Origin of the sequence: Xenorhabdus sp. PB30.3 (genome assembly GCF_963895965.1) — a bacterium.
GTDB lineage: Bacteria > Pseudomonadota > Gammaproteobacteria > Enterobacterales > Enterobacteriaceae > Xenorhabdus > Xenorhabdus stockiae.
Genome location: NZ_CAWQMW010000141.1, coordinates 15,769 through 33,905 on the forward strand (window position 1 = coordinate 15,769; position 18,137 = coordinate 33,905).

General features: G+C 44.5%; 17 protein-coding genes. 5 read left to right on the forward strand and 12 right to left on the reverse strand.

Annotation, left to right across the window (positions count from 1 at the left end):
• Positions 1-15: 15 nt before the first annotated feature.
• From pldB to pldA, 3 genes are all read right to left on the reverse strand, one after another.
• Positions 16-1,011 carry a lysophospholipase L2 gene (gene pldB, locus AACX38_RS13335; protein WP_228864563.1) on the reverse strand — a complete coding sequence of 332 codons (996 nt, stop codon included), beginning with the start codon at positions 1,009-1,011 and terminating at the stop codon, positions 16-18.
• Positions 1,012-1,071: 60 nt separating this feature from the next.
• A complete protein-coding gene (gene recQ / locus AACX38_RS13340; protein ID WP_228864564.1) occupies positions 1,072-2,898 on the reverse strand; it encodes an ATP-dependent DNA helicase RecQ in 1,827 nt (608 codons plus the stop codon).
• 186 nt (positions 2,899-3,084) lie between these two features.
• Positions 3,085-3,945: a phospholipase A gene (pldA, locus tag AACX38_RS13345; RefSeq protein ID WP_228864565.1), complete on the reverse strand. Its 861-nt coding sequence runs from the start codon at positions 3,943-3,945 to the stop codon at positions 3,085-3,087.
• A gap of 257 nt (positions 3,946-4,202) precedes the next feature.
• Between pldA and AACX38_RS13350 the strand changes: the two genes are divergently transcribed.
• From AACX38_RS13350 to rarD, 3 genes are all read left to right on the forward strand, one after another.
• The gene (locus AACX38_RS13350) at positions 4,203-4,688 is read left to right on the forward strand and encodes a thioesterase family protein (RefSeq protein WP_099119961.1); all 486 of its coding nucleotides are present in this window, start codon (positions 4,203-4,205) and stop codon (positions 4,686-4,688) included.
• 201 nt (positions 4,689-4,889) lie between these two features.
• Positions 4,890-5,198, forward strand: coding sequence for a hypothetical protein (locus AACX38_RS13355; protein WP_228864566.1), 309 nt, complete (start codon positions 4,890-4,892; stop codon positions 5,196-5,198).
• Between the two features lie 302 nt (positions 5,199-5,500).
• Complete coding sequence (gene rarD / locus AACX38_RS13360; RefSeq protein ID WP_099119959.1) at positions 5,501-6,391, forward strand: EamA family transporter RarD; 891 nt, start codon at positions 5,501-5,503, stop codon at positions 6,389-6,391.
• A gap of 185 nt (positions 6,392-6,576) precedes the next feature.
• On the opposite strand, the gene AACX38_RS13365 is transcribed toward rarD, so the two are convergent.
• Positions 6,577-6,936, reverse strand: coding sequence for a darcynin family protein (locus AACX38_RS13365; RefSeq protein ID WP_228864567.1), 360 nt, complete (start codon positions 6,934-6,936; stop codon positions 6,577-6,579).
• A 77-nt stretch (positions 6,937-7,013) separates the two neighbouring features.
• On the opposite strand from AACX38_RS13365, the gene AACX38_RS13370 reads away from it, so the two are divergent.
• The gene (locus tag AACX38_RS13370; RefSeq protein ID WP_099120193.1) at positions 7,014-7,631 is read left to right on the forward strand and encodes a TetR/AcrR family transcriptional regulator; all 618 of its coding nucleotides are present in this window, start codon (positions 7,014-7,016) and stop codon (positions 7,629-7,631) included.
• Between the two features lie 317 nt (positions 7,632-7,948).
• On the opposite strand, the gene corA is transcribed toward AACX38_RS13370, so the two are convergent.
• From corA to lptM, 7 genes are all read right to left on the reverse strand, one after another.
• Positions 7,949-8,899, reverse strand: a complete 951-nt coding sequence (corA, locus tag AACX38_RS13375) for a magnesium/cobalt transporter CorA (protein ID WP_099109327.1) — start codon at positions 8,897-8,899, stop codon at positions 7,949-7,951.
• A 139-nt stretch (positions 8,900-9,038) separates the two neighbouring features.
• Complete coding sequence (uvrD, locus tag AACX38_RS13380) at positions 9,039-11,204, reverse strand: DNA helicase II (RefSeq protein WP_445327114.1); 2,166 nt, start codon at positions 11,202-11,204, stop codon at positions 9,039-9,041.
• Positions 11,205-11,269: 65 nt separating this feature from the next.
• Complete coding sequence (yigB, locus tag AACX38_RS13385; protein WP_228864569.1) at positions 11,270-11,986, reverse strand: 5-amino-6-(5-phospho-D-ribitylamino)uracil phosphatase YigB; 717 nt, start codon at positions 11,984-11,986, stop codon at positions 11,270-11,272.
• A complete protein-coding gene (gene xerC, locus AACX38_RS13390; RefSeq protein WP_099119955.1) occupies positions 11,986-12,900 on the reverse strand; it encodes a tyrosine recombinase XerC in 915 nt (304 codons plus the stop codon). Before xerC ends, yigB begins: the two co-directional genes overlap by 1 nt.
• Positions 12,897-13,601 (reverse strand): DUF484 domain-containing protein, encoded by a 705-nt coding sequence (locus AACX38_RS13395; RefSeq protein WP_228864570.1) that lies wholly within the window; start codon positions 13,599-13,601, stop codon positions 12,897-12,899. The genes xerC and AACX38_RS13395 overlap by 4 nt, the downstream gene beginning before the upstream one ends.
• A gap of 24 nt (positions 13,602-13,625) precedes the next feature.
• Positions 13,626-14,450, reverse strand: a complete 825-nt coding sequence (gene dapF, locus AACX38_RS13400) for a diaminopimelate epimerase (protein ID WP_099119953.1) — start codon at positions 14,448-14,450, stop codon at positions 13,626-13,628.
• A gap of 36 nt (positions 14,451-14,486) precedes the next feature.
• The gene (lptM, locus tag AACX38_RS13405) at positions 14,487-14,702 is read right to left on the reverse strand and encodes an LPS translocon maturation chaperone LptM (RefSeq protein WP_228864571.1); all 216 of its coding nucleotides are present in this window, start codon (positions 14,700-14,702) and stop codon (positions 14,487-14,489) included.
• Between the two features lie 76 nt (positions 14,703-14,778).
• On the opposite strand from lptM, the gene cyaY reads away from it, so the two are divergent.
• The gene (cyaY, locus tag AACX38_RS13410) at positions 14,779-15,096 is read left to right on the forward strand and encodes an iron donor protein CyaY (RefSeq protein ID WP_099124155.1); all 318 of its coding nucleotides are present in this window, start codon (positions 14,779-14,781) and stop codon (positions 15,094-15,096) included.
• 130 nt (positions 15,097-15,226) lie between these two features.
• Here the strand turns inward: cyaY and AACX38_RS13415 are convergent, their stop codons facing one another.
• Positions 15,227-17,809: a class I adenylate cyclase gene (locus AACX38_RS13415; protein WP_339385682.1), complete on the reverse strand. Its 2,583-nt coding sequence runs from the start codon at positions 17,807-17,809 to the stop codon at positions 15,227-15,229.
• Positions 17,810-18,137: the final 328 nt, after the last annotated feature.

The window sequence follows — 18,137 nt, forward strand, 5'->3', positions numbered from 1 at the left end:
AATTCCTAAGCTAAATTAATTTTGGTCAAAAAAATCACAAATCGCATTAAGAGCCTGTGCTCTCAATGCGTCTTTTTCGAACAGGATTTCATGGCGTGCCCCTTGGATAACCAGAGGATTATATTCTTCTTCTCCTGCTCCGGCTTTTTGGCGAGATGCACAAAAAGCCAACAACTCCCGATTACTAACTACTTTATCTTCGCTTGCTTTTAAGACGATGAGTGGTGTCTGGATTTCGCCAGCCTTCTCAATGAGGCTATCTCCAGCCCGCATACTTTCACGCATCCAGCGATAAGTCGGGCCACCTAGGCGCAATTCAGGATAATCTACATAATAGCGTAAGTATCGCTGGTAACGGGCATAACTGTGAGTTAGCAGGTTGATCAAATAGGGTAATGGACGCCATTGCCCGGTTAAGACCGCATATCTGTTACGCCTTCCAGGATAAGGTTCGGCCTGATTGACCAAAAAGTTTGCCACCCAGCGAGGCATTGGCAAATTAATACCAAACATAGGAGCACATAAAGCAGCAGCACGGAATACCGACTCATGACGTAACAGCAAAGAGCTCAGGATAGCTCCTCCCATTGAATGAGCAAGTGCATAACAGCGATGCGACTTAAGTGAAGAAATTTCCAGTTCAATGAGTTTTGCCAGATCATCGACATAGTGATCAAACGATTCAACATGCCCTTTCTGGGGATCTGTCAGCATTCTGCCTGAACGCCCCTGACCGCGATGATCAATAATAAGAATGTTGTAACCTAAATGGTAAAAATCATAGGCTACCTCCGGATATTTCACATAGCTTTCGCTACGACCCGGAGATATTACCAGTGTTTTATCATGGTGAGGTGAACTGAAAGAGACATAACGGATAGGGATATTATCAACACCCATAAATTCACGTTCATCTCTGATATTCCAAAAATCCAGCAATAATCCATTTGTAAAAGCAGAAAACTGAGGCTCACGGTTTAACCAGCTTGCTTTCAATCTTTCAGATACCATCATCATCCTCTATACCCGCGGTTTTTCCGGTTGCAGATTACAAAATTACTACTGCTACGTTTATTCGAATCCTTCGAAATGTTCACGGATAACTGTCATAAAGGCATCACCAAAACGTTCGAGTTTACGCTGCCCGACACCGTTAATCAGCAGAAGCTCATCGGGTGTTATTGGGCACTGTTCCGCCATCTCAATCAGTGTTACATCATTGAAAACGACAAACGGGGGAATATTATTTTCGTCAGCAATGGATTTCCGTAATTTACGCAACTTAGCGAATAATTTACGATCATAGTTTCCACTGTATGACTTGTTTTGTTGATTTCTGCTTTTCAGGCTTTGAATTCGGGGAACTGCAAGTTGCAGGGGCATTTCACCACGTAAAATAGGCCGCGCGGCTTCCGTCAGTTGTAGTGCAGAATAATTGGCAATATTTTGGTTGATAAGCCCCAGATGGATTAGCTGGCGCAGGACACTCATCCAATGTTCCTGACTATGCTCTTTACCGATGCCGTAAACAGGTAACCTGTCATGCCCTGATTCCCTGATGCGCTGGTTATTAGCGCCACGTAGCATTTCCACAATATAGCCAATCCCAAAACGCTGCCCAACGCGGTAAATACAGGACAGGGCTTTTTGCGCATCCACCAGACCATCATAACGTTTCGGTGGATCGAGGCAGATGTCGCAGTTACCACAGGCTGTTTGTTTGCTTTCACCAAAATAGTTGAGCAAGACCAAGCGACGGCAGGTTTGTGCTTCAGCAAATGCGCCCATCGCATTGAGTTTATGCCGTTCAATATCCTGTTGTTCGCCGGCAGGCTTTTCTTCGAGACAACGGCGCAGCCACGCCATATCCGCCGGATCATAAAACAACACCGCTTCAGCAGGCAGGCCATCACGCCCGGCACGCCCCGTTTCCTGATAATAGGATTCGATATTGCGGGGAATATCAAAATGCACAACGAATCGCACGTTCGGTTTGTTAATCCCCATACCAAACGCAACCGTTGCCACCACTACCTGTAAATCATCGCGCTGAAATGCATCCTGTACCCATGCTCGCTGATTGTTTTCCAGCCCCGCATGGTAAGGTGCAACGCTCAATCCGCGCTTTTGCAGCCGTTCAGCCGTTTCTTCCACTTTGTTCCGGCTGTTACAGTAGATAATCCCGCTTTTTCCCTGCTGGCTGCGAATGAATGCCCAAAGCTGATCAAGGGGCTTATATTTCTCAACCAATGTGTAGCGAATGTTAGGACGATCAAAACTACTGAGGTGAATGATAGGATCACGCAGTTCCAACAGGCGGACAATATCCTGCCGGGTTGTCTTATCTGCGGTGGCTGTCAACGCGATAACGGGGAGATCAGGAAAACGCCTGCGTAATTGCCCAAGCGCCCGGTATTCCGGCCGGAAATCATGCCCCCATTGAGAAATACAGTGTGCTTCATCAACAGCCAGCAAAGCAGGACGCCAATTGGATAACTGTTCGAGAAAGTTATCAGTCACCAGCCGCTCAGGTGCAATGTAAAGCAATTTAATGCTTCCCTGACGACACCGACGGATAATATCACTCTGTTGTTCACGATCCTGAGTGGAGTTTAAGCACTCGGCTTCTATACCATTCGCTCTGAGTTGATCCACCTGATCTTTCATTAATGAGATCAGTGGAGAAACCACCAATGTCAGTCCCTCTTTCATCAGAGCAGGAATTTGATAACAAACTGATTTACCGCCACCTGTCGGCATGATAACCAGACAGTCTCGATCATCAAGAACAGCATCGATGACCTGTTGCTGTCCGGCGCGAAATTGCTGATATCCGAATGTTTTTCGTAATACTTGTTCAGCCAGCGATGCCGTGCTGATGACTTCTGCGGTAGACACGCCTTTCCTCAATGTTTAGAGCTGGTTTTATAAAATGATTATATCCAGTGAATTTCAAGTTGCATCGCGGCGGCAAGGGATCGCCTCCGGGAACTTAGATAACCGTCTGTTTATAAAAACGGTACCCTGAGCAAGTGAACACAGCCAACAAAGAGGCAACTTGAAAAACAACGGATATTTAATTAATTACAGCATATCATTCAGCATAACACCGATACCGAATCGGGTCTGTCTGAAATTGTAATCAATCATTGACTCGCCATATCCGCTGAAGAGTTGTGCGTAAAAACGGACATGTTTAGATAGAGGATAACTCCAGCCCAGCTCTCCGCCACTATAACCAGTGTTCCAGTTATAACGCCCCTGCATGGTAAATACATTTTCACCATAGTGATAGCCGACTTTCAGGCGATAATACCCCATATAACGGTTCATATCCGGGTTATCATCCCGCCTGTTACTTTCAGTCAGGCGATACCACGGTTTCAAATCTACCTGCCAGTTTCCTTTTTGTGCCATCAGCCGTGCATAAACCCGGTTCCAGCTACGGGAAGTGGATTCCGGACGACCATTAGACTGGTGATTAATACCCGCTTCAATTTCCCGCAGGTGCCAGCCGGCAAGTTCATAATCAGTCAGCCATGCCAGAAATAACTGCGGTTCATAATTAGTCTCACGAAATGGAGAAGACTCTCTTTTATTACTGAGTTGCCACCATGAACGCTGTGTATAAGAAGCCCCCAGCAATGAGTTTTCACCAACAATACCTCGCCATATTGGAAAACCAAAACTGACCTGAAAGTGAACTTCATCCTTACGGGCATGATCAACCCAATCATAACTGCTAATTGCCTGTTTATTTACCCGGGAGCTATAAGTGTAAATAATATAATTTGTATCATAAGGATAGAGCATAAAAGGCGAATCATATTCTTGCAGCATTGCCAAAATTACACTGCCTCTAACTGCGTCAGCCTGTTTATCTGAGCCATAAGCTAATGTTGATAATAAACAGGTAATAACCAGTATTTTCCACCGCAATTGCATTTCTGGTTTTCCTAATCGTGATAGTTCAAAGATAAAGAAGTAAGAAGATAAGAATATTAAGAGCAATAAATCACTGGGATATTCTAAACTCGAAACGGGGATTTTTTATAGTAACTTTTTCCTCAATAAATTATTTTTTCGAAGCGCTTCTTAGACTGGCAAGATGATAAATAAAAGCATAAAATTAACAAGTTATTAACCAAAGATAACTCTCTAATGATATTAAATTTATTTTTCTAATTATCAGGAAGTTCAACATGGAAACGATACAGCACCCAACTCAACCTTTAACACAAGAAGAAGCACGTAAAATTATAGGTGAGGTTTTTATTTATCAGATGCCATTCAACCAACTTTTAGGGCTTGAATTGATTCGTTTTGAGCAGGACTACGCAGAGCTTCAATTTTTCAATCAGAATAAGCTATTGGGCAATATGGCTCAAAAGATCCTACACGGCGGAGCCATAGCTTCAATCCTTGATGTTGCAGGTGGTTTAGTCTGTGCCGGCGGTGCGCTGAACATGATGAAAACAATCACGCTTGAGGAAATAAAAAAGCGTCTGCCCACTTTAGGTACGATAGATCTGCGTGTTGACTACCTGCGTCCCGGACGTGGAGAAATATTTACGGCCAGCAGTAATATTATCCGTGCCGGTAATAAAGTATCTGTTGCCAGAATAGAATTACACAATGAAAAACAAGTGCATATTGCAAGCGCAACAGGGACTTATTTGGTTGGATGATGTTTAATATTCTTAAATAAAGGAATGTAATAAGGAATACATTCCTTTTTTCAGGATAATTTGCTTAGAAGCCTCTGAATTTTATGAAAACTGAATTATTATGCATAAACAACTCTTTATATTTATTCTGCTTCCTGCTCTGCCACGTTTTATCCGATGAAAATTGAGTAATTATCTTCAATAAATCGTCATGTTGAAAAAATGCAGGCCAAAAAAAATGAAATTTATAATGGAAAAACATATGGTAATCATCAAATCAGCCACAGCTACCATCCTGTTAACAAAAATTGTGCTGTAATGGTCGCCAGAATATTAAAAGCGGGAGATGTAGACAGTTTATTAACAAAAATTCAGCAAATAGGATACGGAAAAAATATCTACTGGACCCCGAAAGATATTGCACAGTTATGTAATCAATTAAGAAATAATGATTTTGCTGTCAAAGTGCGAGGGTTAGACTGCCCTGATAAATTTGGCTTGCCGATTAGAACAGTAACAGGGTTCAGGTAATTTGATAGTGTAAAGATGTAAACTTTAATGACCACCCTGCTAGTTCTTATATTCTATTCACAATGCTAGAGATTGATTTAAAAAGTCAATTAATTACACTTAACTGGATTATAATCCCAAATAATTAAATAAAATCAGAGTTAAACACTGATTGAACAGAGTGTAATTTTTTATTTATCATTCATGCTATTAACCCCTTGTAAATTGCTTAACCCAATGACACATTGTATGGCTCTATGGGCTAACATCTAATAAGCTCTTCTCATTTTTTTCTGAACACTCTCTGAACATTCAAGGATATTATGAACGAACCACAGACAGCCAAAGGTATTTTATATGCCTTAGGTGCTTATTTGATTTGGGGGTTGGCTCCCATCTATTTCAAAGAAATACAGTACGTGCCACCCGATGAAATCGTATCGCATCGTGTTATCTGGTCGGTTTTCTTTATGGTACTGATGCTGACAATAACTCGTCACTGGCGTCAGGTTTTGACTGTAATAAAGCAACCAAAGAATCTGCTGATATTAGGTATCACCGCCTTTACTATTGCCAGTAACTGGCTGGTTTATATCTGGGCAGTCAACAATAATCACATGCTGGAAGCAAGTCTTGGTTATTTTATCAATCCACTCGTCAGTGTATTGTTTGCAATGATATTCCTCGGTGAGCGTTTCCGTCGTATGCAGTGGATTGCGGTAGGGCTGGCATTCACCGGTGTCTTTATTCAGCTATGGCAATTTGGCTCTGTGCCTGTGATTGGCCTGTATCTGGCAACAACATTTGCCCTGTATGGCCTGATCCGTAAAAAGCTGGGCGTGGATGCACAAACCGGCATGTTGATTGAAACTATTTGGGTATTCCCGGTTGCACTGACTTATCTGCTGTTTTTCACTCATACCCCAACCAGTAATATGCTGAATAACACGATTTCCCTGAATCTATTGTTGGTTGCTGCGGGGATCATTACGACAATCCCATTGCTGTTTTTCACCGCTGCGGCTGCTCATCTGCGCTTATCCACGCTGGGCTTTTTCCAGTATATCGCACCAACATTGATGTTCCTGCTGGCAACACTGGTTTACGGTGAGAAGATTGGCTCAGATCGTTTGATCACATTTGGTTTTATCTGGGCTGCTTTGATTGTCTTTACGCTGGATGCGCTTTATACCCAACGGCGCTTGCGGAAGTAAACCGGCATTATTGTGCAAAGGGTCACTAAAGCACGAATAAACTCGAAATCAATGGCGGCAAGCTCCGTCGGGTGAACGGAATTTGATTAAATCAAAGTGCCGGATAAAAAACCAGCACTTTGTCAGTAATCTGAAATATAGGCTACTTGTAGCCTATATTGGCGAATTTACATGCACTTTCATTGTTAAGCGGTGATGACATCGCGCCCATAGTTTTTAGCGTAAGCATTTTCGACGCCTGTAAGTATTTCAACGATATCAAAGTACCGATCCCATAACGGCGTTTCACGTAACTCTTCAACAAGCAGTTGATAGCTTTCATGATCCCTTGCATCCCATACCCAGATATCTGTGACTCGTGTTGAATAAAACTCGACGTCATAAAAACGTAGCGAAACACCAGCGGCATGTTTTTTGATAATGGGAGTAAAGATTTCAGCAAAGTGTTTGAAGCGTTGGTCGATAGAGAAACCCAGCCATTCAGGCGTTGTTTTAACCATCATAAATACAGTTAAAGTGGGGGTAAAATGATGTGACTGAGACATGATTATTGTTCCTTGAATTCGTTGTTGAGGCCTCTATAATGCGAGCTATTGCTTATATTCACAACTCGCATTCCCCCATGAAAACGTTATCAAATCAAGAACGACCAAAGTTACGAAAACAGCCGAAACAAGCGCGTTCCCTCGCGATGGTTGAAGCTATTATTGAGGCAACTGCTCGCATTTTGGAGCAGCATAGTCACGAGGGTTTTTCAACAAATGCCGTTGCAGAACTGGCTGGCGTAAGTATCGGTTCCCTGTATCAATACTTCCCATGCAAAGATGCGCTGATGGGAGCTTTAATTGTACGTGAGTCAACACGGCTTATCGCTGAAGCGCAAAAAGCGGTAACAAAGACGAATGGACGTGCCGGGATTTCTGCCTTTATTAAGTCCTGTGTCGACCACCAACTACACCGTCCTGCTTTGGCTCGGTTGCTTGATTTTGAAGAGGCCCGTTTGCCTTTTGATAGGAATGTACAGTGGGCAAATACACAACTGCGTAGCATTATCACTGAACTGCTGATAACCCCTGATATTCCTCTTCAGGTCGATATCCAGGCTGCTACGCGAGACGTGATGGCAATAATCAAAGGCATGGTTGATACTGCAGGTGAATACGGGGAATCTGCCAAATCAGGGCTTACGGAAAGGGTTGAACGTGCTGTATTTGGGTATCTATCTTTTGGCTCACATTAATTGAAAACTGAAGAAAGTGTATCTTTTGGAGCTAGTACTACAGTCGTGATCCGTATTGTGTAATGATAACTCTCTTTTTCCTAGCACCAAGGGAGGCAGGGCAAACGGGTCTAAATTTCGCCATGTCATTAGTAGAGTATATTCAGTACAGAGAAATAGGAATAATCGCCGTTTGTGATTTATCATTAACAACCTATAGCAGATACTTCGCGTCATAGTATAAAGATAAACGCCCCCAGAAACATAACTGACTATGTGACTGGAGGCCGTAGAAGCCGCCAAAAGAGCGGCGACTTAAAGAGTGGAAGCCGGAAAGGTTACAGCCAGTTTTTCCGCTTAAAGTAGAGGTAAGGTGCCAGTCCCGCAGCAATCATCACTCCAATAGCTGCCGGATAACCAAATGTCCAGTGTAACTCCGGCATAAATTCGAAGTTCATACCGTAGCTGGAAGCCACCAGCGTCGGGGGCAGGAACACAACAGAAACAACGGAGAATATCTTGATAATCCGGCTCTGTTCGATGTTAATAAAGCCCATCGCCGCCTGCATCAGGAAGTTAACTTTCTGGAACAGGGACTCGTTATGTGGCAACAGGGATTCGATATCACGCAGGATTTCACGCGCCTGTTCTAACTGGTTAGCAGGCAAACGGGCACGGCGCACAAGGAAATTAAGAGCGCGCTGGCTATCCATCAGACAAAGGCGCACTTTCCAGCCAATGTCTTCCTGCTCAGCAAGGTTAGACAGAGCTGAATCAAATTCATCCCCTTGTTTACCGTTCATAATGACCCGGCTCAGGGATTCCAGCACACTGTAGATATTTTCAATAACATCTGCCAACTGTTCGATCTTGGTTTCGAATAAGTCCAGCAGTAGCTCATAAGCATTCCCGTCAACCATAGTCTGGTTGCGGGCGCGCATTCGGTATAATCGGAATGCAGGGAGTTCACGCTCTCGCAATGTGTAGAGACGACCGTCACGAATGGTAAATGCGACTGTCGAGTTGCCAGCATGGTCTTCGGCGTCTTCAAAATAGAAGAATGAGTGGACGTGCAGGCCATCTTCATCTTCAAAAAAACGCGCCGAAGCCTCGATATCATCCAGCTCAGTGCGGGTCGCCAGGATTTGTCCTAATTCGTTCTGAACCCGGAGTCGATCATCATCTCCCAGCCCAACCAAATCTACCCACATGGAGTCGGATAATGTATCACCTTCTTCAAGTTCAAGACGGAGCAGGCGATTATTCTCTAATTTAAATGCGTTCAGCATGTACCATAAGTCTCCTTATACTCCCTACATTGATCGTAAGGCGCGAATGTTACGCTTATACCCGTCGTATTTCAAACTGCCTCTTTTTTGAAATCCATAGGGTCTAGAAGAAAAAGCCTGTCAACATTCGACCGGATTATTATTGGCCGGTTTCAAGTCTGGCATAAGCGGCGACCAGCCACTTGATGCCTTCACCCTGAAACGCGATCTGCAAACGGCAATGCTCCCCACTGCCTTCAATATTAACAATCGTTCCTTCACCGAATTTAGGATGGCGGACTCGTTGCCCTAAAGCGTAGCCACTATCATTGGCGCTGATCGGTGTTCCCAGCCGCTTATGGCTCACCGGTCGGGATACTGTTGCCCTCAGACGAACTTCAGTGACACATTCTGTCGGTAACTCACCAACAAAACGCGATGGGCGATGGTACACCTCTTTACCATATAAACGGCGACTTTCAGCATAAGTCAGCGTCAGTTTTTCCATTGCCCTTGTCACACCGACATAAGCCAGACGGCGCTCTTCTTCCAGACGCCCTCCTTCATCAATGGACATTTGGCTTGGAAACATCCCCTCTTCCATGCCAACAATAAAGACCTGCCTGAATTCGAGACCTTTTGCCGAATGCAGGGTCATCAGCTGGACAGAATCCTGATAGGCATCTGCCTGCCCTTCACCTGCTTCAAGCGCAGCATGGGACAGAAAAGCCTGCAACGGCATCATATCTTCGTCTTCATCCTGATAGCTGAACTGACGGGTCGCAGTAACCAGCTCCTCAAGGTTTTCGATACGTGCCTGTGCTTTCTCACCTTTTTCCTGTTGGTACATCGCCCACAGGCCAGAATCCCGGATAACCCGATCAGTCTGCACATGCAGCGACATTTCCTGTGTTTCCGTTTCCAGCGCGTTAATTAATTCGATAAAACGTTGTAAAGCTGATGCAGCCCGACCTGCCAGTACCTTTTCCTGAATCAACAACTGGCTGCTTTCCCAGAGTGTCTTCTGCTGATCCCTCGCCATCTGGCGCACAACATCAAGGGTTCGGTCCCCAATTCCCCGGGTCGGTGTATTCACTACTCTCTCAAAAGCCGCGTCATCATTACGGTTTGCCACTAAGCGCAGATAAGACAACGCATCTTTGATTTCCTGCCGTTCGAAGAAGCGCTGGCCACCATAGATCCGGTAAGGCATGGAAGCCTGTAATAATGCTTCTTCCAATACACGGGACTGGGCATTGCTGCGATACAGGATCGCGCACTCTTTCAAAGCGCCTCCGTTATCCAGCCAGTTTTTCAGGCGACTGACCACATAACGCGCCTCATCTAGCTCATTAAAAGCCGAGTAAAGTGAGATAAGTTCTCCTTCACTGCCTTCTGTCCACAGATTTTTACCCAGACGATCACTGTTATGTGCAATCAGGGCATTGGCGGCTTTAAGTATGTTACTGGTAGAACGGTAATTTTGTTCCAGACGAATAGTTTCTGCTGCGGGGAAATCCTTCAGGAAACGCTGGATGTTTTCGACCTGCGCCCCTCTCCAGCCATAAATAGACTGATCATCATCACCCACGATCATAACTCTGCCTGAATCCCCTGCTAACAGGCGGATCCATGCGTATTGAATACTGTTGGTATCCTGAAATTCGTCTACCAGAATATTAGTAAAACGATCGCGATAATGTTGCAATATTTGCGGTTTATTCAGCCATAGCTCATGAGCGCGTAACAACAGTTCAGCGAAATCAACCAGTCCGGCCCGATCGCAGGCTTCCTGATAGGCCTGATAGATTTTCAGCCATGTGACTTCTACCGGATTACCGTAGCTTTCAATATGGCGAGGGCGCAGACCTTCATCTTTTTTACCGTTGATGTACCACATGCCCTGACGTGCAGGCCACTGTTTGTCATCCAGATTCATCGCCTTAATGATCCGCTTGATCAAACGCAGCTGATCGTCACTGTCAAGAATCTGAAAATCCTGTGGCAAACTGGCATCTAAATGATGGGCCCGCAGTAAACGGTGAGCCAGACTATGGAAGGTTCCAATCCACATACCGCCCTGACTGGTGCCAATCAGGCTTTCAATACGATGGCGCATTTCCGCTGCGGCTTTATTGGTAAATGTCACCGCCATAATGGAAAAAGGTGAGGCATGTTCAACTGACAGTAACCAGGCGATCCGGTGCACCAATACGCGGGTTTTACCACTACCGGCTCCAGCCAGTACCAGCATATTGGTACGGGGTGCTGCAACGGCTTCACGTTGTTTATCATTCAGGCTTTCGAGCAGATAAGAGACGTCCATAATTACCATCAGTTGTTAGCAATGACCGCTGTCACTGTTTTTTTATACAGATTTACAGTCTGAAATTATATCAGTGCGATCAGAGAATCCAAGTCAGAAATCTCAACATGGGGAACCAGTCGCCCTTCCGGTTCCTGCATGAGATTTTTATTTTCAATATTGATCCAGCAAGCCTGCATACCGCTGAGAATTGCGCCTTCAACATCTGTCTGCAAATTATCACCAACATGCAGGATTTGATTTGCCGGCAATGCCAGCCGTTCAGCCGCCAGATGGTACATATCCGGATAAGGTTTGGAACGCCCGTCCACGCCGGCTTTGAGTACAAATTTGAAATAAGGGGCAAGACCACATTCAGCGGGTTCTGCATTACCATTGGTGATTGCCACCAGCGGTATTTTTTCTGCCAGTACCGATAAGATGTTATGCGTGGATTCCGGTACTGTAATCTGATTACGCCAATAAGTGAAACAGGACATAATCTCATCCGCACCACGTATCGCCTCATCACGGTTAAAACCGTGATAGCTGAACATCAGCTCTGCGGATTGCCGCCGCCATAATGTTACATCGTGGTATATTTCAGGCTCCATCTCAAGCACCGCCTGACGGTATACATACAGATCTTCACGGCCAAAATGGCTGAATTTACTATCGTACTGCCTGATAAAACACAATACTTCTTTTTCGGTTCTGTCGATGACGGGATGATTATCGTAAAGTGTATCATCCAGATCGAATGTCATCGCCGCAAACGGCGTGAGAGGCCGATAAAAACGCATTATGATTTCCCTCTTTTTGCTCTGGGGTGAGCCACATCATAAACTTTGGCTAAGTGTTGAAAATCCAGATGGGTGTATATTTGGGTCGTCGATAAATTCGCATGGCCCAACAGCTCCTGCACTGCCCGGAGATCACCACTGGATTCCAGAATATGTGTCGCAAACGAATGACGCAGTTTATGGGGGTGAATATGGCTGTTTACTCCCTGACGGATCCCCCATTGTTCAAATCGCTTTTGCACATTACGTGTAGACATCCGTTTACCACTTTGGGTCGAAATGAAAACAGCATTATCTTCCGGTTCAAACAATTCCCGCATGACCAGCCAGCGTTGCAGCCATTCCAGTGCAATTCTGCCGACAGGGACTTTACGCTCCTTACTGCCCTTACCATATACCCAGACTTCACCGCTTTCCAAATCCAGATGCCGGCAATCCAGCCCAACCAGCTCTGACAAACGTAAGCCCGCACCATACATGACTTCCATCATTGTTCTGTCACGCACGGACAACGGATCATTCAGATCAATATTGAGGAGCTGATTTACCTCATCGACATCCATGTTCTTAGGTAGATGCTGTTTTTTACGTGGCGTGCTAACAACTTTAGCCGGATTAGCTTCCATTTTTTCCTGCGTGACCATCCAGTCAAGGAAACTTCGCAGGGAAGAAAGACGCAGGGCAAGGCTGGCAGACTGTAATCCAGCCCGACGACTACGGGTAGCGAACATTCTGACTTTGGTGACATCAAGTGCCTGCCACTCGGTTATGCCCATTTCCAGTGACATTTCGGCCAGCACCGTCAAATGTCGGCGATAATTGATTATTGTCATCGGGCTTAAACGGCGCTCAACCCGCAGGTAATGCAGGAAAGCCTCTACTGACTCAAGGAGTGAATCAATTGGCTGGCTCATGCTCGCTCAACCCAACGGGACAGTAACCCCGGTAATAGTTTCGCTAACTGATCCAACAGATCCGTTCCCATACCATCGTAATAATGTTGTTTATCATGACTATTGAAGATCACCATACCCAGCTCCCCCCGCATTCCTAAAAGAGACACTGCGACAGAACCGACATGACGGGCCTGAGGCATCAACAATAAAATTTCCGGGCCATGCAACCGCCCAAGATAATGGTTACTATCGCCGAATCGCTGAATACGGACAGATTCAAAAGCATTACGGGATATCGCCAAATCCGGCGCATTCAGAGGAGCGCCAAGCAACCACTTATCAGAAAACAGCCGGATATAGCAGTTACTCAGACCCAGTGTTTTAGCCCAGGCACTCAAACGGGAAAGAAAACCCTGCAAACTTTCGGCAGCAGAAAGTTCAGCAAGCAATTGCAGCAGGCGGTTAAACAGGATCTCATTCTGTTTTGCCTGCTCCACCAGATGTACCAGATCGTCTTCCAGATAATCGATCCGTTTTCTCTGACGGTTCATATGCCATTCCATCAGAGAAACACATTCACGTACCGGATGAGGAACCTGTATCCTGTCAACTGCATTAGCATTACGGATAAAAAAATTGGGGTTATCCAACAGATAATCCACCACCATCTGATCATCCAACATGCTTTCAGTATGTAATGGTTCGTTTTCTTTACCCATTTTCCAATGCCTTATATTTCACAATTACAAGTGAATTGTACCGTCATAAACGTGAGTTGCAGGCCCGGTCTTATAAAGTGGCTGCCCCGGCCCATCCCAACGAATTTGCAAAGAACCACCGGGCAAATCAACACGAACCTGTTTATCCAGCAGACCTTGCTGAATACCAATCGCAACAGCAGCACACGCACCACTGCCGCATGCCCGAGTTTCTCCGGCACCCCGTTCAAATACACGTAAACGGATATGGTTACGACTTACGACCTGCATAAAACCAACGTTTACTCTCTCAGGAAAACGTTCATGACGTTCCAGAACAGGACCGAGTACCTCAACATCTGCCGTGTCCACATTATCAACCTGAATAACACAGTGGGGATTCCCCATTGATACGACACCACAGAGCACAGTGCGCTCCATAACCCGGATGATATAAGTTTTCTCGGCTTTATTCGCGCGAAAGGGAACAGACTGGGGTTCAAAGACAGGTTCCCCCATATTGACACAGACCTGATCATCATGATTGATGCTCAGTACCATTTGGCCTGCCTGTGTACTGACTTTAATATCACGCTTATTCGTCAATCCCCGTAAACGAACAAAACGGGCAAAACAACGTGCTCCATTGCCACATTGAGATACTTCACTGCCATCCGCGTTAAAAATACGATAATGAAAATCTAAATCAGGATCATAGGGTGCTTCAACAACCAACAGTTGATCAAATCCTACGCCAGTATGTCTATCTGACAACCGGCAGATTAATTCCGGTGAAAAATAAACATTCTGGGTTACTGCATCAACAACCATGAAATCATTGCCAAGACCATGCATTTTGGAGAATTGCATATACCACTCCAATGAAAGCCCATCACCAGCTCACGCTTATTGGGCACTCGCTGAGATATTGTTTTTAGAAGTATCGTTTTTATTAGACGTGCTGTCCTGAGAAACTTGACCCGCAGGCTGTGTTTTATTAACTGAAACCTGAGGTGCCGCTGGCTCTGCCGGAGGGAAGTAAAGAGGACCTTTCAGGCCACAACCTGTAACAGAGAGTAATGTTATGATAGCAAGTGACCAACGGAATTGTTTGTTCATCATAATTAATGCCTGTGATTCATACGCCAATACTCTCTATAATCGCAGTTAGGCCCTGAAAAGCAAATAGGAAATGAATATGAACGATAGCGAATTTCATCAATTGGCCGATCAATTGATGTCACACATTGAAGAACAACTGGATAATTATGAAGGTGATGCAGATATTGACTGTGAAACCAATGGCGGTGTCATGACGCTCAGTTTTGATAATGGTAGCAAAATCATTATCAATCGACAGGAACCTTTTCATCAAATCTGGCTGGCAACTAAAAATGGAGGTTATCACTTCGATTATCGCGATAACCAATGGGTTTGCGACCGTAGTGGCAACGACTTCCTTTCTATGTTGGGACAAGCAATCACCGAGCAGAGCGGCGAGCCTTTCCTGTTTTAGCTCGTTGCTATTTAGCTAGCTTTTATATAAAGCTGCAATTATCGGCATTTGTGCCGTATCGAAAATACGGCACTTTTATGACAAATATATGTGACAAACGCCCGGCTATTCCAGCGATGGCTCACTGAATTCAATAGTGGCAAGAATGGTACTGACTATTCGCCCTCATTGCTTCACCCGTCTCCAGCACGGTAACACTATCTGTCTCATGATCCAGCAGTGACTGCCCATCCATAAATGGAGCTACATGAGTGCGTTCACCCTTCTTTATGATCTGATAGAACTGTGGCAGGTTAAAATTGATAAAGCTGGAACCATAAGTGAATCGATCATGGGATGAAGAATAAAAACGGCTGACATCACGTACCAGTTCTTCTTTACTTCCTTCGCAATGAGGGTAAATCTCTACCTTATTTGATTCATCAAGAATATAAATGTTGAAACCCTGAGTACCCTCAATATTCTCAAAGAAAAACTGAATTATTCCCTCGCAGGCAAATCCGTCAATAATAGAAGGCAGCTGTTTGTCTTTGTTATCAACTCTAATCGGTAAACCATGCAGTTTGGTATTTGAAATTGCATTGTAAAACTCAACCGCATTCTCCAGTTTTTGTACTGAAACATTCAACCGTTCAAAAAACAGCCCCCAGGTTTGACCGGAAATACGCAATACCTTACAGCGATCAAGATCCTGACGGTTACTGGAAAGGCGTAATTCGATACACTCTGAAACCAATTGTCTGACACGGGTACAAATCAATCCACGCAAGTGCCGACTGTAACAAAAAACTTCAACGCTAGCTGGAGGCTCGGCGTCACGATGCATTTTGCCCAGAATGGTTTTCAGCGCTTCCAGCATGGATTGTTCACCATTAAAATGCAGCGTTCTCACTTCATTCCATGAATTACGGTAAAGCAGATCAATGCTGCTCACCATACACTGCTGTGATTCACCAAAACTCAGGATATCTAATTTTCTGAAATCAAAATGCACAATCTGATCGGAAAACCGGGTAGTTGGATCAGTTTCTAAATTAACAATAATTGCCAGATGGCGGATCTCACAGGGACTGTATAGTGCTTTTGGTGTCGGTGCAGGCAAACGAATCGGGAAATGAGTGGAAATATCGTTGACTAAATCAGCCAAATTCTTCTTATCTGCCTGAGAATCACCATTGCGAATATGAAGGCGGGTTTTTTCCGTCAGCAATCCGTTGAAATAGGTCCATGACACCAGCTTATTTAAATAACGATTATATTCCAGCGGCTGGTGACCAATGATAGATTCTATTGTCGGGGCACGGTTGTAAAGATACCAGCCACTGCGATTTGCCCGCCCCGGGGGAACATAAATAAATGTCAGATCCTGTTCTGACAGATCCGGTGAAATTTGTGGGTTAACTAATGTGATTTTGCCGGGCAGTGCTTCAAACGCAGCATACAACTTACGAGTCAATACGCCGATGTCCTGCGGGCTAGCACTCACACTTAAATTGTTACGCCGGGCAAAACGGATAAGGTTGCGATAACTCTGCATCATGGTATCCAGCAACTCATTATGCGCTGTACGTACCTGCTCAATTTTCCATGAATTGCGGTTATTCAGTATCGCCAGTTTCTCAGTATCCCATCCCCATTCCTGTACTAACTGAGCAATAACCTGCCGCCGCCATCCAGTACATCCCTGAGCACCGTTACTCTCAGTTTTTTCACAAACTTTCAGATAAAAGCAGCGCCGGGCTAAATCCAGACGCGTCATATCGTTAGTCGCCGTCAGGTAATGGGTAACACGGTCAAGCATCATGCAATAAGCATCAAGACCATAAGAGACAATCAAGCCTTCATGGAAATGTTGCTTCATTTCTGTCGCCAGCAATTTACTATTGGGATACTCCCAGGAATAGGCTTCCAGCAACAGGCTTTTCAATACAGCTTTATAAGGAGAATCGACACTTTTATAAAGTTGCCATAAACTGGCACCAAAATATTCTTCTGCCGATAACTCCGCCAACCCTCCAAGATCCAGCCACTCATTAGGTGTTAAAACCCCCTGAGCATATAAAGAGGTGACATAATCATCGTAATTCGCTTCTTCTTCTACAGGAACCATCGCCCATAGCAGGCGTTTACCTGCCATCCGAACCGCAGTGCGATAAAACTCATCCAGTAGAAGAATATACTGAGTTGAACCACAATCTTCGCCATTCAGGCTGCCACTGGTATTATGGCGGAAACGATTCTCATCTATCAGAAAAAATGTAACCTCAATACCCAGTGAGGCAGCCCACTGTTGTATTAAACTGCATTTTTGTTCCAATGAATCTTTTTCACTATTATCCAGCCATGATTGATGGCAAACCCAAATATCTAAGTCAGAAGAGCAGCTTTGCCCGATAGAAGAGGTGCTGCCCATCGAGTAAATACCCGTAATTGGCAATTCACCATTAGAGGAATGAGATAAAACACCAGCTAACTGGTATTCCATATCGTTAATCCAAAATAGCTGGGTTTCATCAGGTTTAAAAAAACAAACGCCATGAGGAACGTCGTTTTCGATATAACCCGGCATCATTGGGTGATGATAATGTAATAATACTGGAATTAAATTATAAACCTGCTTAAACGTGGCACTCATCGAGTCAGTCGCACGCTCTAACCTAAGCTGATTAATTGCATCCAGCCGCTGCTTCAGCGTTTCAATATAAAGATACAAGTGTTTTGCCTGCTTCAGTTTCAGTGCTTACAATCGCCAGTTTCCACTAAGGCCCAGCGCCCGCTAACGCTTTATTCCTGTTAACGTGCAATTTACAAAAATTATTTTTAGATTTCTTTACTAACTTATTTGTCGGAAACGTGATCAATTTAACACCTTGCAGCTAAAGCGTAAAGCCCGCAATACCACTTTTTCGCCTGTCCTACAACCCCAAATAATCAATTAACTCTTTGTAAAATATTAAGTTAATCACAAATTTGAGACTAAAATATGTTTTTTGAAATAGATTTTATATTCATCTAATTTCTATATTTCCCAGATAACATAT